Source organism: Sorangium sp. So ce131 (assembly GCF_051519095.1).
GTDB lineage: Bacteria > Myxococcota_A > Polyangia > Polyangiales > Polyangiaceae > Sorangium.
In genome coordinates, this window is record NZ_CP150455.1 from 13,971,229 (window position 1) to 13,986,749 (window position 15,521).

Here is a 15,521-nt window from a genome sequence, read left to right on the forward strand (position 1 = left end):
GGATTGAGACCCCGCATACATCTGCCCTAGAGTAGACCAGCCTCGTGGACGGCAAGACCTTGAGCGGCAGGTACATCCTCGGCCGACTGATCGGCAGGGGAGGGATGGGGGCCGTCTATGAGGCCCACGATACGGAGCTGAAGCGCCGTGTCGCCGTGAAGATCATGAACCCGGAGCTGTCGCACAGCCGGTCAGCTGCGGGGCGGTTCGAGCGCGAGGCCAAGGCGGCGAGCGCCATCGAGACCGAGCACATCGTCCGCGTGCTCGACGCCGGCGTGGACGAGGAGACGCGCTCGCCGTTCCTGGTCATGGAGTACCTCCGCGGCGAGGATCTCGCGCAGGTCCTGCATCGCCTCGGCCCGCTGCCCCCGAAGGTCGCGCTGCGGATCGTGGCCCAGGCCTGCGTCGGCCTGCAAAAGGCGCACGATGCCGGCGTCCTGCACCGGGACGTCAAGCCTGCCAACCTGTTCCTCGCGCGGCGCGAGGAGGGCGGCCTGATCGTGAAGGTGCTCGATTTCGGCATCGCCAAGATCAAGCAGGCGCACGACGATCGCCGCGACACGACGGGGCTCACCCGGTCCGGGAGCATGCTCGGGACGCCGCGCTACATGTCCCCGGAGCAGGCGCGGGCCATCAAGGAGATCGATCACCGGACCGACATCTGGTCGCTCGGGATCGTGCTCTACCACGCGCTGGCGGGGCGCACGCCGACGGACGAGGTCGAGGCCTTCGGCGATCTCATCGCCGCCCTGGTCTCCGACCTGCCCCCGCCGGTCCAGGAGCTCGCGCCGTGGGTCCCGCCCGAGGTCGCCGCGGTCGTGGACGGCGCGCTCCAGTACTTGCCCTTGGCCCGGTACCCGAGCGCCTCGGCCATGCTCGAGGTGATCCAGCCGATCCTCGGCGACGACGCGCTGTCGCTCGACGAGAGCATGCTCGTCCCCCTCCCGCCGTCGGAGCGGCTCACCGTCGCGCCGAAGCTCGAGGTCCGCGCGGCGTCGCGCCCGACCCGGCGGGGCTCCAGCAGCGGGGAAACCCCGCACCGATGGCGAGAGCAGACCACCGACAGCGCGACGGCGCCCGCGCTCGAGACGGACGAGCCGCCCCGGGCGAGCCAGCAGGCACCGGCGCCGCGCCGGGCCTCGAAGAAGCTACCGCTCCTCGTCGCCCTGCTGATCGCCCTGGGCCTCGGCGGCCTCGTGACGCTCCGGCCGATCACCTCGCCCAGCACGGCGATGACGGGCATGCACGTCGCGTTCGGCGACCTCCCGAAGGCGCCCTCGGCCGACAGCGCGGCGCCCCCGACGACAGGCGACCCCCCGAAGGCGCCCCCGGTCGAGAGCGCGGCGCCCGCGCCGCCGACCAGCGCGGAGCGCCCCGCCCTCGTGCGCCGGGTCGAGCTGAAGATCGTCCCCAGGGACGCCTCGGTGCAGATCGACGGCTCCCCCGCGCCCGTGAAGGACGGCAAGGTCGCGCTCACCGGCCCCCTCGGGACCTCCCACGACGTGCGTGTCGCCAGCGGCAAGGCCGAGCTCACGGCGCAGGTCGTCATCACCGAGGCGGGGGCGCGCCCCCCGCAGCTGGTGCTGGCACCGCCTCGGGGGGCCAGCCCAGTGAAGAGGACTCGGTCCGCAGCAGCGGCGCCGGTGCCCGGGGCGATGCGAGGGCCCGAACCGGGGCCGGCGCCGGCGCCCGCAGGGACACCCGAGCCCGCAGCGGCGCCGTCCGCGAGCTCGGCTCCTTCCGGCGAGGTGCCCGGGACGAGCGCGAGCAACCCGCTCATGCCGCCCGGCTTCGATTAGGCGTGCCCGCGGCTCCCCCCGACGGCCAGCCCACTCGCGATCTCCGGGGTCGTCCTCGTGATCCCGGCGCCGGGCGGCCCGGCGAGGCCGGCGCGTGTTTCCCGCCCGGAGGGGCGTCTTCCGGATATCCTCGATGACCTCACGGCTGCGGCGGCGTTTTGCTCGGGCACGGGGCGACAGAACAAATGCGACGCCGGCCCGTCTGAGCGGAACACCCGTGAACGGCGGGTAGGGAGCAAGCCAATGAGCGAACGCGGAAGGATGTGGGGGAAGACGGCACTCCTCGGCAGCGCGCTGGCGCTGGGCCTCTCGGCGGGAGGGCTCGCTTGCATGGATCAGCGCGCGCCGGCGGCCATGGACTCGGCGCCGGCGTCGGCGACCGGGGCGAAGAGGGTCGAGGCGACAGCGGGCCTGGAGGCGCCGCGCGCCGGCGCAGCCGCGCCCTCGCCGGCGGCCGCGGACAACGCCCTCCGCGGCGGGATCGCGATGCCGTACGCCGCTCCCGGCTTGGCGGCGGTGGGCGAGGGCGCGGCCAAGGGCGCACCCCCCTCGGCCACGGTCGCGGCCCCGGCCGAGGCGGCCATCGACCCGAACGGCCGCTTCGCCACCACGTACCGGCCCGGGGGCGGCCACCTCGCGGCGTTCGAGTCCGCGGTCGCGCGCGGCATCATCCCGCCCGCCGAGCGGGAGCTCGTCAGCGACGTCGGCGCCCGGTACGCGCCCGCGATCGACGCCCCCAAGGGCGCGGCGCTCGCCCTGCGCACCGACCTCGAGCGCGCGAAGGTGCCGCCCGCCGGCGGCCCGGTGCACGTGCGCGTCGCGCTGCGCTCGACGGCGCAGGCGCCCGCGGCGCGGCCGCACCTGTCGGTGCACCTCGTGCTCGACGTGAGCGGCTCGATGCAGGGCGAGCCGATGGCGCGAGCGCGCGACGCGGCGCGGGCCCTCGTGGACAAGCTCGACGCGAACGACGACTTCTCGCTCGTCACCTTCTCGAGCGACGCCCAGGTCCGGATCCCCGACGGGCCCGTCGGCCCGCGGCGCGCGATGATCAAGACCACCATCGACGGGATCACCGAGGGCGGCGGCACCAACATCGGCCGCGGCCTCGAGCTCGGCTACGTGCAGGCCACCCAGCCGGGCATCCCGGAGGACGCCGTGAAGGTGGTGCTGCTGCTCTCCGACGGGCGCGCGAACGCCGGGATCACGAGCTCGGATCGGCTCTCGAGGCTCGCGCTGGACGCCTTCCAGGCCGGCATCCAGACGAGCACCTTCGGGCTCGGCGCCGACTACGACGGCGCGCTCATGAGCTCCGTCGCGAGCGACGGGGCGGGCGGGTACTACTACCTGCGCGACCCCGACCAGATCGCCCCGGCGCTCGCGACGGAGCTCGACAAGCGCCTCGATCCGGTCGCGACCGCGGTCGAGCTCCGGGTGCGGCTGAAGCCCGACGTGAAGCTGCTCCAGGTCTACGGGTCGCGGCGGCTGAGCGACGCGGAGGCGGCGCGCGTGCGGGCGATCGAGGTCGCGGCGGACGCGCACGCGCAGAAGCGCGATCGCATCGAGAAGGACCGCCAGGACGACGCCGAGGGTGGGATGCGGTTCTTCATCCCGGCGTTCGCGCGCGACGACAGCCACGCGCTGCTCTTGAAGCTCGGCCTGCCCGCCGGCGCGGACGCGCGGAGCATCGCGTCGATCGAGCTCAAGTACAAGGATCGCGTCGCCAAGAAGAACGTCGTCGACGAGGCGCCGCTCAAGGTCGCGTACGCGACCGGCGACGCCGACAGCGCCGCGACCGTGGACCCGTCGGTGGCCCGCACGATCCAGGGCTTCGCGGCCGGCGAGACGCTGGCCGAGTCGGCCCGGCAGATCGCGCTCGGCGATCGCACGCGCGCCGCGGCGCTGCTCTCCGAGCGGGAGGGCATCCTGCGCGCGGCGGCCGAGTCGCTCAACGAGCCGCTCTTCCTCAAGGACGCCGAGCGCCTCGCGCGCCTGCGCAGCCACACGGGCGCGGCGTCGGGCGTGGGGGACCCGCTCGTGCTGGCCATGCTGCTCGAGACCGCCTCGCGGGCGCACCTCCACTGACGGCGGACGGCATGGCGGGAGGCCGCTTTCGAGGGGGATCCACCGGAGGAGCCGAGGCGCGCACATGACCCAGACATTCCCCCTCCGGCGCGATCAGGCCGCCCAGCACGTCGACGTCGCGCCGGGCGGCGAGATCGTCCTCCGCGGCAAGCTCGTCTGCTCCACCGACGCCTCTGTCGTCGACGCGGCGACGACGACCTGGCCGGCCGGCGCGCCCGGGGGCGCGTCGGTGGACAGCGGCGGGCTCGTCGACCTCGATCAGGGTGGCTTTCACATGACGAGCCGCGACCCGGGGACCCACGAGGTCCACGCCATCGCGACCGGCGGGCCGGCGCCCGCGTGTGAGCTCGCGGGGGTCGCGGCGCCCTGCCTCCCGCTCCGGCTCGTGCCGCTCGCGCGGGCGCGGCTCCAGACGGTGAAGGAGCTGAACAGCTGCCTGCAGGGGGGAATCACGGTTGAGGTGCCGGACGCCGTCGTGCCTCCGGTGCCGCCGAGCGCCGCCCCGTACGTGCAGGGCGCCGCCGTCCTGCTCGGCCTCGGCGTGCTCGCCTCGGTCGGGTGGGCGGTGCAGCGCCGGCGCGCCCGCTCGCCGCTCGGCCAGCTGATGGGGATCGCGCACCGCACCCGGGCCAAGCTGAAGGCCGCCGACCCCGTCGTCGCCGCGCCGCTCCTGCCCGCCGTGGAGGCCGCGCTGGGCGCCCTGAAGCAGCGGCGCGTGGACGCCGCGTCGGCCGAGGGCAAGCGGGTCGCGGAGGTGCTCCGGCGCGTGGAGGCGCGCCTCGACGCCTCGGTCCTGGAGGCGCGCAAAGACCAGGAGCAGCAGGCCGCGGACGAGCTCGTGCGCGAGGTCGAGAGCGCGCTCGAGGCGGTCGACGAGGTGGCCGTCGCGCGCCGCGAGCGCGCGTGATCGAGCGTGGCCGCCGCCCTCGCGGCTCGGCTGAAGCGGCGCGCTGTTCTCGGGGGCGCCGCCGAACCCGTCAGCGGCGCGCTCCCTTGATCGCCGCGACGATGCCTCCGAGCTTCTCGGGGGTCCTCTCGATGACCGTCCCGGTGACCACGGCGTCGGCGCCCGCCACCACCGCCTGCGCCGCGGCGGCGTCGTCCCGTATCCCGCCCGCCACGATGAGCGGGATGTCGAGCGCGTCCCGCACCGCCCTCACCATGTCCACCGGGACAGGCCGATCTGCGCCGCTGCCGGCGTCCAGGAAGACGCACTTCATCCCGAAGTACTGCGCTGTCAGCGCGTAGCGGACCGCCGCGTCGATGCCGTCTGGCAGGATGGGATCGACCGCGCCGACCCGCTCGACGGTCGTCGGCGTCGCGCTGGTGCTGATGACGATGTACCCCGTGCCGATCGGGTTCAGGCCGAGCGCGCGGACATGAGGGGCCGCCTCGACCTGCTCTCCGATCAGGAACCGGCGGCTCTTCGAGTTCATCAGCATCATCCAGAAGACGTGGTCTGCGTGCCGCGTCAGGCACGCCGCTCCGTTCACGAAGAGGATCGTCGGCGCGGAGCAGGCCGCTTTGACCGCGGCCGCCGTCCGCTCCGTCGCTCCACCGCCGGCTGTGCTCCCGCCGATCAGGATCACATCCGAGCCCATCGCCCGCGCCATCGAGGCCATTGCCCCCGCCGCCTCCGGAGATTGTCGGTCCGGGTCGAGCAGCGTGAAATGCCGCGCTGGTCCGCTCCGGGAGATCTCGGCAGGTACCGTTCCATTCATCGTGTGCACCGCGTTCGCAGGGGGTTGACGGAACCGCCGGCGCCCGGATCCCCGCACGCCGCACCCAGCCCGCGCGGGAGGAGGCCGCCCCGCGTCGGCCGCTCGGCCGGGGAGCGGCGCCCAGGCGGTCGCAGCGGCGACCCTTCAACCATTCTGCGCACCACGCCGGCGCAGGCGCCGCAGCACCGGACCATAATACGTATCATAGATGAGGATGGGGACGAAGAAGGTGAGGACGACGGCGCGCCCGAGAGGAGGAGCCACGTAGGGCATGAAGAGCGCCATCACGCTCAGCAGGCTCGCGATGATGTGGAACATCACCGGTCCGAACATCCGGCTCGGGTTCGTGGTCCGAAGCATGATCACGTCGGCCGCGATGGCGGCCACCTGCAAGAGGGCCACGGCGGCCGAGGTGGACCAGCGGGTGGCGTCGTCGTAGGCGAGCTCGTTGACCGCGAGCGGCCAGAAGAGCAGCCCTGTGCACAGCGCCTGCAGGCCGAAGGTGTACGCCGCGAGCCGGCGAGGCAGGTGGAGGCCCCCCTCCTCGTCCGGGCGCGCTCCGAGGAGGACGGCGGTGGTCTTCATGCCAGCAGCACAGTCGCTGACCAGATCGCGCAAGCTGCCGTGGATCCCGTTCACGAGGATGATGAACACGACGATGTGCGCCGCGAGCACCCAGGTGAGGAGCGTCGGCGCGGCCTCGGCCATGGCCGCGCCATAGAAGACGAGCGCGGCCCACGCCACGCCCTGGATGGCGTCCGTCAGCGGAGGAAACGGGTTGGTTTTGCCCCACAGGTTGTACATGGCCCCGGCGACGATCGCGACCGCCAGCGCGAGGTGCGCCGCCCACGACCCCTCCATGACCAGGGTCAGCAAGAAAGCGATGGGGAGCTGGCCGAGGGCGAACCAGAGCGCGTGCCTCGGCTGGATGCTGCCCTTGACCAGAGGATACTTCGCTCTTCGAGGATGCCCGCGATCGACGGCCAGATCGACGACATCGTTGTGCACATAGATGTAGTGGTGGAACGCGAGGGCCACCGCCACGAGCCCCCATGTCCTCCCCTCCGTCAGGCGAGCCGACACGCTTCCTGCCCCCAGGAGCGGCATCATCGCCGTCAAGCCGAAGACGGACAGCCGTACGAAGCGCTGATAGGCCAGGAAGGCGTTCCAGGCCCGGGCGAAGGGGCCGTCTTGAGCCGGCGTGGCGGATGTCTCCATGGGCGATCTCCCGGTCTGCCCCGTCGCGTCAGGCATGGGCCCTGCCGTCGTCCTTGCGCCTGGTGGACGAGCCGCGAAGCACGGCATAGGGCATCGTGTAAAAGAACAAGCCGGCGAGGGCAAGGACGGCGCCGAGCCACCACAGGCCCCCGGAGGCGCGATGGGCCCCGGTCAGGAAATACCAGGACAGGAAGTAACCGTAGAAGAAGATCGGCACCGAGAGCACCGTCCAGTCCAGCCGTGGCGCGCGCTCAAGGCGAGGACGGTAGAGGAGCACGGTGGCCGCGCCCACGCCGATCAAGAGGAACAATCCGACGATCTCCGCCGGTCGCCGCCAGACATACCGGATGTAGGTGAGCAGCTCGATCGTGTCCACCACGACGCTCGCCAGCACCACCCCGACCGGCACGAGGACGACCTGCCACGCCCCCCTCCGCTCTGTGGGAAACAGCTTGTGTCCGAGGGTGGTGAACAACGAGAGGTTGAGCAGGACCACGAACCACCCGAAGTAGTTGGTGACTGGCACGCCCATCCACCAATAGGCGTCCGCCGCGGGGTTCCAGCGCCACATGGCGAGCCCCATCGGGCCCGACGCGATGGGGTCGATCACCAGATCGATCCCGATGCCCAGGAGGGCCGCCGCGAACGGCGCGAGGTACCACGGCGCCCGCTCGAGGTGTCGTGCGGCCTGCATGCCAGCGTGGATGATACACCCCCACCCGAGCGCGATGCACAGGGGCAAGGCCTGAGGGGCCCCGCGAGCGAGCACCAGGTAGAAGTCGCCATAGGTGTAATCGGGCGGGGATCGGTAGTTGAGCCCCACGTACTCGATGAGCAGGCCGTAGGCGAAGAACGTGAGGAACTGGAGGAGGGCGTGCTTGCCCCGGCGAAAGGCATGGACCGCGCAGCCAAGCCACAAGAGAGAGACGAGCACCTCGTAGAGGACGTGGGACAGGGGAGGCGGGCTCATGAGAAGTCTACCTTGAGGGAGAGGAAAAGAGAAAAGCAAATCCAAACGTCTCGGGGACGTCAAGCTCCGATCTAGCCCCGATCTGGCCCCGATCTAGCCCCGATTGCGGACCCGCTCCGGGTCGACAGAACATTCTTCTATGCGATCGGACGATGCGATCGGATACCCCCTGAGGTCCTGACCGCACTCATCGCAATGGAACCTGAGAAAGCTCCGTGCCGGCGCACGGAACTGGACACGAGAGCGGGTCAGCGGACCGGGCCGGCGAGCTCCGGGGTCGAGACGGGCGCGGCCTGCGCGGCGTCTTCGAGCGGCGCGCACCCGTCGGCCGCGAACGGGCCGATCGCCGGCTCGGACTCGACGAACGCCGCGAGGTGGCGCATCCGCTCGAGGAAGGCCGCCTCGGTCTCGGCGCGCCGCGGGTCGGCCGCGAGCGGGACGGTCCCGAGGCCCTCGCTGCGCACGGGGCAGATCTCCGCGAGCGGCGGCGCGCCCCGCCGCAGGCGCAGGCGCGCCAGCATGCCGAGCTCGACCGCGGGGCCGGTCCTCTTCACCTTCATGATGAAGTTGCCGAGGCTGTAGAAGATGGGCCGGCCGCGCCGCAGCTCGATGCCCTGGAGCACGTGCGGGTGGTGGCCGAGGACGGCGTCGGCGCCGGCGTCGATGGCGGCGCGGGCGACCGCGCGCGCCTGCGGCAGGGGCGTGTCCAGGTACTCGGTGCCGCCGTGGTAGCTCACGACGACCGCGTCCACGCCCGGCTGCTTGCGCGCGGCGCGCACCGCGGCCGCGAGCCCGTCCCGCTCCGCCGCCGCGACGAACTCGCGCGCCGGGTGCTGCCAGAGCGAGCCCTGGTTCCAGATGCCGGTGACGGCCAGCACCGCCACGCGGAACCCGCGCCGCTCGACGACGACCGGCGCGTACGCCCGGAGCCGCGTCCGGCCGGCGCCCGCGTACGCGACGCCCGCGCGCTCCAGGTGATCGAGCGTCTCGAGGAACGCGCGCTTGCCGTAGTCCCACATGTGGTTGTTCGCGAGGGACACCACGTCGACGCCGGCGCGCGCGAGCGCGGCCGCGCCGGCGGGCGGGCCCGTGAAGACCAGCGGCTGCCGCGGGTGCTGCGTCTCTCCGCCCTGATCGCTGAGCTGGTTCTCGAGGTTGACGAAGCGCACGTCCGCCGCGGCGAACAGCGCCGCGACCGGGGCGAACGGGTCGTGCGCCGGGTCGCGGAGCAGCTCCTGGCCGAGCGCCTTGCCGAGGCAGACGTCGCCGCCCGCGAGGAGGGTGATCGCGTCGGCCGGCGACGCCGGAGCGTAGGCCGGCGCGCGGGAGGCCGGCGCGCGGGAGGCCGGCGCGGCCGGGGAGGCGTCGCGCGGGGCGGCAGCGTCGCGGGGCGGGGGAGGGGAGGCGTCGCGGGGCGCGTTCGGCGCGACGGCAGGCGGCGGGGCGAGGCCGGCGCCCACGTTGGCGGGCCGCTCGCAGCCGAGCAGCGCGGCCGCGGCGCACATCGCGAAGAAGAGGTGGACGCGGCGCATCGGGAGCGGCTTCTCGGCGCGCATTATCCACGGGGGCGCGGAGGGGCCCAAGAATCCGGGCGAGGAGCCGCCCGCGCCGGGTTACCGTTTGCAACCGCGCGCAGTGAGAGATCGCAGCCCCTCCCGGACCTGGCCGCCGTGAGCCGCAGAAACCGTGCGCTCTCGCTCGCGCTTGCCTCGCTCGCGCTCGCTCCGATGGCGGAGGCCCGCGCCGGAGAGGGCGCGCCGGGCGTCGACCTCGACTGGATCGCCCCCGGCGGATGCTCGGATCGAGGGCGCGTGCTGGCCGAGATCGAGCAGCGCCTCGGGCGGTCGGTCGCAGAGGGAGGCGGCGCGCCCAGGCTGAGGGCGCGCGCGGAGGTGTCCCGGAACGAGCGCGGGTCGTGGGACCTCCACCTCACGACGACGCTCGGCGAGACGACGCGGTCGCGCGAGCTCCACGGCGAGAGCTGCGCCGAGCTCGCCGATGCGGCGGCGCTGATCATCGCGTTCGCCCTCGATCCGGACGCGGCCGCCCGCGACCCCGCGGCGCTGGATCCGGCCCTGACGGTAGGCGCGGAGCCGGGCGCCGGCTCGGGCGCGGAGCCGGGCGCCGGTTCGGGCGCGGAGCCGGGCGCCGGTTTGGGCGCGGAGCCGGGCGCCGGTTCGGGCGCGGAGCCGGGCGCCGGCTCGGGCGGGGCGCCGGACACGGCGGCCGAACCGGACGCGCGCACCGCCGCGGACCAGCCCGTGGTCGCGCCCCCGCCGGAGGGCGGCGAGCCCCCGGCCGCCTCACAGATCGAGGCGCGCCCCTCGCCGCACCTCGAGCTACGCGGCGCGCTCAGGGCCTCCGGCGTACTCGACGCCTCCTCGCTCCCCGCCGTCGCCCCGGGCGTCGGCATCTCCGCCAGCGCGCTGATCGGGTCCGTCCGCGCCGAGGTGTCCGGCCTCTACCTCGGCGCCCAGCAGGCGCTCATCGCGCCGACCCTGGGTGGCGACGTCTGGCTGCTCGCCGGCGGGCTCCGTCTCTGTTCCGCATTGCATCGCAAGGCGTTCGAGCTCGGGCCCTGCGCCGGTCTCGAAGCGGGGGCCATGGGCGCGACAGGGTTCGGCGTGGCGTCGCCCGGCTCGAACCGGGCGCTCTGGATCGCGCCGCAGCTCGGGGCGCTCGCGACCTACGCGCTCTCGGATCAGATCCGGGCGCATCTATCGGTCGACGCCCTCTTCCCGGTGACGCGAGGTCGCTTCGTGCTCGTCGGCATCGGCCCGGTCCACCGGATCCCCGCGGCCACGGCCCGCGCCTCGCTGGGGGTCGAGGTGCAGTTTCCGTGACGGATCCGGAGGGCGCCGGCCATGTCCTGCGCGTGACGAGGACGCCCCCCGCGCCGGCGCTCCCCTTCGCGGGGTCCGTCCTCGAGCCGCGCCCCGGTGTCCACGGGGCGCGCGAGCCCCTCGACTTCGACGCGGTGTACGACGAGCACGCCGATTTCGTGTGGCGAAACCTCCGCCGGCTCGGCGTGCGCGACGCGAGCCTGGACGACGCCCTCCAGGACGTCTTCCTGGTGGTCCACCGGCGCCTCGGCGAGTTCGAGCCGCGCTCGAGCGTGAAGGCGTGGCTGTTCGCGATCGTCTGCCGGGTGGCGCGTGATCACCGGCGCCTCGCCCGGCGCAAGGGAGGGGGCGAGGAGCTGCCCGCGGGCGTGGCCGACCGCGCGCCGGGTCCCGCCGAGCAGCTCGAGCAGGTCGAGGCGCTGAAGCTCGTCGACGCGCTCTTGGCGGAGCTCGACGACGACAAGCGCGCGGTGCTCGTGATGGCGGAGATCGAGGAGCTGAGCGCGCCGGAGATCGCCGCGGCGCTCGACGTGAAGCTGAACACGGTCTACTCGCGGCTGCGCGCCGCGCGCCGTGAGTTCGAGCTCGCCCTGGCGAGGCGCGGGGGCGGGCGGCCATGAGCGACCCGACCGACAGGGCGCGCGCGCTCCTGAGGGCCGCCCGCGAGGACGGGCTCGCGCCGTGCGACAAGGCGCGGCTGCGCGCGGCGCTCGCGGCGAAGCTTTCGGCCGCCGCGCCGCCCGCGTCCCCTGGGGAGGCGCCCCCCTCGCCGGCCCCGCCGCCGGCCGGCGGCGTCGGGGCGGGCGGCGGCGCGCTGTCGGGAAAGGTGGCCGGCGGCTTGCTGTCGGGGAAGGCGATCGCGGCGGGCGCGCTGATCGGCGCCGTCGCCTTCGCCGGCGGCTTCTTCACCGGCCGGGCGAGCGTCGACGCGCCGCCGTCGGTCGGCGCAGCGCCGCCGGCGGGCGCGACCGTGGCGCCGCCGCCTGCGAGCGTCGCGCCGGCGCCCGCCGCCGCCGAAGCGGCCGCCGTCGAAGCAGACCCCAAGCTCGCCTCCGCGCCCCCGGAGCCCGCGAGCGCCGCTGCGCCGGCGGCCGCGCCGGGGTCGCCGCGGCCGCCATCACCGATCGCGGAGGCCGAGCCGCGAGCGCCCGCGTCCGGCGGCACGCCTGCGTCTGGCGGCGCCGCGCGCGGGCCGGGCGCCCCGCCGGCACACGCGCGCGGCGGGCCGCCGACAGGGGCGAGCACGCTCGCCGCGGAGATGGCCTTGCTGCGGGAGGCGCAAGACGCCGTGCGGGCCGGCGACCCTTCGGCCGCGCTTGCCCGCCTCGACGACCTTGGCGTGCGATTCCCGGACGGCCAGCTCCGCGAGGAGCGCATGGCCGCGCGCGTGCTCGCCCTCTGCGCCGCCGGACGGGCGCGGGAGGCGCGCGCGGAGGCCGAGCGGCTCCTCGGCGATGCGCCGGGCTCGGTTCATGTCGAGCGCATCCGCGCCTCGTGCGCGTTCCGAGAAAAGCTCGACTGAAGAGACGGATATCCGGCGCGCCGGCCATGTACGAGTCGACCTCATGAAACGGGAGGAACAATGACTCTCTTGAATCGCGCCGCGCTCGCGTTGATCTCCATCGGAACCCTGCTCGGGAACACCGGCTGCCAGTCGCAGGTCCTGCCCATCGGCGGCGGCGAGCCGAGCCCCGGGAACGACGGCTCCAGCGCGGCCGCGCTGCTCGTCGCGCGGTGGGATGGATACGTCGAGAACTTCCAGTTCCGCTCGGGATCCGACAAGGTACGGATCGACATCGACGCGGTGGAGGGCTCGACGATCCAGGGGACGGTGCGCTTCGGGGCGGAGCCCGACGTCGCCCCGCCCACGGATCCCGACGTGGGTTATCCCCCGGACCCCTGGAAGGGGCCTTACGACGGGCCCGGTTACGACTTCGAGCTGCCCTACGAGGGGTTCGATTTCACGCTCTTCGACGCGCAGCTCACCGATCGCCGGCTGCGCTTCTACGTTGCCCCCCTGGAGCTCTGGAAGGGCTGGTGCGAGCTCCAGACGCCGCGCCCCCTGGAGCGCCCTTACTTCGTCGATCAATACTTCTGCCAGGCAAACCAGAGCACCTCGATAGGCAGCGACGGCTGCTTCCTCGGCGGGGAGCCGCTTGAGTGCGGTTACTTCTCTCTCTGCACCGCGATGATTTGCGAGTGTGACGAGTCCGCGTGCACGGTGCATGCGGAGCTCTGGCCGCAACGGGTCGACTTCGATGTCGCGTTCGACCAGCAGGACGCGGACGGCAGCATGGCGATCAAGGACGCCCTCTTCAACGTCCGGCTGACGCGCGACCCCTGAGGGGGCCGGGCGCCTCGCCCTGCCCCGCTCCTCGAAGCGAGCCGCCGCGGTGGCCGGCGCCGCGGCGCGCGCGCATGCTCCGGGCCGGGGCAACCATGAAGCAGGAGCAGGTCCGGACGGAGGTCGATCGCCAGCAGGAGGGCGGCGGGGTGGGCCGCGCGGCCGGGCTCGCGGGCGTGGTGCTGTGCGGCGGGCGGAGCTGCCGGATGGGGCGCCCCAAGGCGTGGCTGCCGTTCGGGGGCGAGGCGCTGCTCCAGCGGGTGGTGCGGCGCCTCGGCGAGGCCGCCTGGCCGATCGTGGTGGTCGCGGCGCCGGAGCAGGAGCTGCCGCCGCTGCCGGAGGGGGTGCTGATCGCGCGCGACCCGGTGGAGGGCCGCGGACCGCTGCAGGGCATCGCCGTGGGGCTCGAGGCGGTCGCGCCGCACGCCGAGCGGGCCTATGTCACCTCGACCGACGCGCCCTTCCTGGAGCCCGCCTTCGTGCGGCGCGTCGCGGACCTGCAGGCGGGCGGCTACGCCATCGCCGTGCCGCGGGCCGAGGGGCACCACCACCCGCTCGGCGCCGTCTACGCCTGCGCGGTGCGCGGCGAGGCGGCGGCGCTGCTCGCGGCGGACCGGCTGCGGCTGTCCTTGCTGTTCGAGCGGGCGCGCACGCTCGTCGCCGAGCCGGAGCTCCTGCTCGCGGATCCGCGGCTCCGCGAGGCGGATCCGGGCCTGCGCTCGCTGCGCAACCTCAACACACCCGAGGCGTACGCGGCGGCGCTGCGCGAGCTCGAGGGCGACGCGGGGGCCCGCGGGGCAGGCGCCGCGGGGTGACGCCGGGCGCGGCGTGAGGCCGTCACCGCCCCGCCGAGATCCCCGGCGCGCGCGCCTCGCGCTGGCCGGCCGCCGCGGCGCCGCGCGGAGCTCCTCTGTCGATAAGGACCCGCTGCCCACCGTGCCTCAGCAAGATCACCCGATCCGGGCCGAGGCCGCGCGCCGCCATGACGCGCCGGAGCTCGCGCGGGGCCTCTCCGAACTGATCCGTGCTGTTGATGAAGGTGTCGAAATGAATCGCCAGCATCCGTCGCGCCCCGAGATCGAGGAACGCCTGGACCGCCTCCGCCGGATCGACGTGCTTGGTCGTCATGAAGTCGCGCGGCGTGACGGGGGCGATCGGCAAGATGGCGAGATCGATCGCGGGGAAACGCGCGCGGGTCGCCTGGAACATCGCGCGGTCGTAGGCGGTGTCCCCGCCGAAATACACGGTGATCCCGTGGTACTCGACGACGTACCCGGTGAAGCTCGACGTCATCCAGTCGCGGTCGAGCCCGTAGCGGTAACCGGAGTGCCGCACCGGGACGGCCGTGATCTTCAGGTCGCCCTGCTGCCATGTCGTCCACATGGGGACCTCGACGCTATCGAACGTGTAGTTCGGCACGTACACGAGCCCGCCCTGAGGGACGAGCAGCGCGCGGACCTTCCGCTCGATGAGCGACAGCGATCCGAGCGAGAGGTGATCGAGGTGCATGTGCGAGATGAGGACCGCGTCGACGGGCGGCAGATCCTCCGGATCGAGCCCCGGCTCGACGAGCCGCTTCACGATGACGCCCACGGTCGACGTGAAGACCGGGTCGGTCAGGATGAGCTTGTCGTCGATCTGCACGAGCGTCGTCGCGTGCCCGACCCAGAGCACCGCGAGCCGCGCCTCGGGGCGGTAGGGCGCGTGCACCTTGTCGGGCACGGGCGCCGGCGTGTCGAACAGCGTCGCCACGTTGCCCCCGAGGATGCGCGCGGGCACACACGACAGGCCCGCGAGCGCGAGCGCGAGCGCGAGCAGCGCCGCGGCGAGCAGGAGCGAGGTCGAGGGCGACCGGGAGGGGCGCGGGGCCATGCGCGGCGTCAGAAGTAACGAATGCTGAGCGTGACCGTCGTCGATCGCAAGGCGGCCGTCGGCGTGTAGGTCACCTGAGCGCCGACGGAGCCGAACAGGGTGTAGAAGCCCGCCTCGTACGAGGCCGCCACCTGCCCGCGAAAGTAGAGCGCCGAGCCGCCGAGCGAGCACGACATCGTGTCGCCCCGGTCGAGGAGCGGGAAGTACGAGCGGACGCCGCCGCGGAACATCCAGCTCCTCGAGAACACGTCCAGCGCCGGGATGTACTCGGGCGAGCCGAACAGCTCGATCGAGCCCGAGTGCCGCGTGAGCGGCTCGACGATGAAGGCGCGCCACGGCGAGAGCTTGCGGTTGATCCCGAACGAGTAGAGCACCGGCGTCACCTGCCAGCGGAGCCCGAAGTACGTGCCGCGCGGGCCGCTCCACAGCTCGGGGCTCGGCACGAGCTGGGCGAGGAGCCAGGGCGCGGTGAGGCGGATGCCCGGCTCGGTGGCGGCCTCGCTGGCGGCCGCGCGCGCCGGCGCCGCGCCGGTGGCGGCCGCGAGCGCCGGCGCCGCGCGGGGCGGCTCCTCCGGCGCGGCGCCGGCGCCGAGCGACCAGGCGAAGGAGGCGGCGCAGGCGGCCGCCGCGGGCGTGCGGGCTCTCGGGAGGCGCCTCGTGCGGGCCATGTCG

At 73.9% G+C, this 15,521-nt stretch carries 14 protein-coding genes; 8 read left to right on the forward strand and 6 right to left on the reverse strand.

The features are described from left to right. The first annotated feature begins 44 nt into the window (after positions 1 to 44). The 3 genes from WMF43_RS50830 (at position 45) to WMF43_RS50840 (ending at position 4,788) form a co-directional block, all read left to right on the forward strand. Positions 45 to 1,799: a protein kinase domain-containing protein gene (locus WMF43_RS50830; RefSeq protein ID WP_437676359.1), complete on the forward strand. Its 1,755-nt coding sequence runs from the start codon at positions 45 to 47 to the stop codon at positions 1,797 to 1,799. 243 nt (positions 1,800 to 2,042) lie between these two features. Beyond that, positions 2,043 to 3,881 carry a vWA domain-containing protein gene (locus tag WMF43_RS50835; RefSeq protein ID WP_437676361.1) on the forward strand — a complete coding sequence of 613 codons (1,839 nt, stop codon included), beginning with the start codon at positions 2,043 to 2,045 and terminating at the stop codon, positions 3,879 to 3,881. Positions 3,882 to 3,945: 64 nt separating this feature from the next. Next, positions 3,946 to 4,788, forward strand: a complete 843-nt coding sequence (locus tag WMF43_RS50840) for a hypothetical protein (protein WP_437676362.1) — start codon at positions 3,946 to 3,948, stop codon at positions 4,786 to 4,788. 70 nt (positions 4,789 to 4,858) lie between these two features. Here WMF43_RS50840 and WMF43_RS50845 read toward each other — a convergent pair whose 3' ends face one another. The 4 genes from WMF43_RS50845 to WMF43_RS50860 form a co-directional block, all read right to left on the reverse strand. Then, positions 4,859 to 5,602, reverse strand: a complete 744-nt coding sequence (locus WMF43_RS50845; protein ID WP_437676364.1) for a geranylgeranylglyceryl/heptaprenylglyceryl phosphate synthase — start codon at positions 5,600 to 5,602, stop codon at positions 4,859 to 4,861. A 144-nt stretch (positions 5,603 to 5,746) separates the two neighbouring features. After that, the gene (locus tag WMF43_RS50850) at positions 5,747 to 6,820 is read right to left on the reverse strand and encodes a UbiA prenyltransferase family protein (RefSeq protein ID WP_437676365.1); all 1,074 of its coding nucleotides are present in this window, start codon (positions 6,818 to 6,820) and stop codon (positions 5,747 to 5,749) included. Positions 6,821 to 6,848: 28 nt separating this feature from the next. Further along, positions 6,849 to 7,790, reverse strand: a complete 942-nt coding sequence (locus WMF43_RS50855) for a hypothetical protein (RefSeq protein WP_437676366.1) — start codon at positions 7,788 to 7,790, stop codon at positions 6,849 to 6,851. A 248-nt stretch (positions 7,791 to 8,038) separates the two neighbouring features. Next, on the reverse strand, positions 8,039 to 9,322 hold the full coding sequence (locus tag WMF43_RS50860; RefSeq protein WP_437676368.1) for a CapA family protein: 1,284 nt from the start codon (positions 9,320 to 9,322) through the stop codon (positions 8,039 to 8,041). 138 nt (positions 9,323 to 9,460) lie between these two features. Here WMF43_RS50860 and WMF43_RS50865 point away from each other — a divergent pair, with 138 nt between their 5' ends. The 5 genes from WMF43_RS50865 (at position 9,461) to mobA (ending at position 13,792) form a co-directional block, all read left to right on the forward strand. Further along, the gene (locus WMF43_RS50865; RefSeq protein ID WP_437676370.1) at positions 9,461 to 10,633 is read left to right on the forward strand and encodes a hypothetical protein; all 1,173 of its coding nucleotides are present in this window, start codon (positions 9,461 to 9,463) and stop codon (positions 10,631 to 10,633) included. After that, complete coding sequence (locus WMF43_RS50870) at positions 10,630 to 11,253, forward strand: RNA polymerase sigma factor (protein ID WP_437676372.1); 624 nt, start codon at positions 10,630 to 10,632, stop codon at positions 11,251 to 11,253. Before WMF43_RS50865 ends, WMF43_RS50870 begins: the two co-directional genes overlap by 4 nt. Beyond that, on the forward strand, positions 11,250 to 12,155 hold the full coding sequence (locus WMF43_RS50875; protein ID WP_437676374.1) for a hypothetical protein: 906 nt from the start codon (positions 11,250 to 11,252) through the stop codon (positions 12,153 to 12,155). Before WMF43_RS50870 ends, WMF43_RS50875 begins: the two co-directional genes overlap by 4 nt. A gap of 60 nt (positions 12,156 to 12,215) precedes the next feature. Beyond that, on the forward strand, positions 12,216 to 12,977 hold the full coding sequence (locus WMF43_RS50880; RefSeq protein ID WP_437676376.1) for a hypothetical protein: 762 nt from the start codon (positions 12,216 to 12,218) through the stop codon (positions 12,975 to 12,977). A gap of 95 nt (positions 12,978 to 13,072) precedes the next feature. Further along, positions 13,073 to 13,792, forward strand: coding sequence for a molybdenum cofactor guanylyltransferase (gene mobA / locus WMF43_RS50885; protein ID WP_437676377.1), 720 nt, complete (start codon positions 13,073 to 13,075; stop codon positions 13,790 to 13,792). A gap of 22 nt (positions 13,793 to 13,814) precedes the next feature. Here the strand turns inward: mobA and WMF43_RS50890 are convergent, their stop codons facing one another. After that, on the reverse strand, positions 13,815 to 14,849 hold the full coding sequence (locus tag WMF43_RS50890; RefSeq protein WP_437676379.1) for an MBL fold metallo-hydrolase: 1,035 nt from the start codon (positions 14,847 to 14,849) through the stop codon (positions 13,815 to 13,817). An 8-nt stretch (positions 14,850 to 14,857) separates the two neighbouring features. Continuing rightward, positions 14,858 to 15,517 carry a hypothetical protein gene (locus WMF43_RS50895; RefSeq protein ID WP_437676381.1) on the reverse strand — a complete coding sequence of 220 codons (660 nt, stop codon included), beginning with the start codon at positions 15,515 to 15,517 and terminating at the stop codon, positions 14,858 to 14,860. Between the last annotated feature and the right edge of the window lie 4 nt (positions 15,518 to 15,521).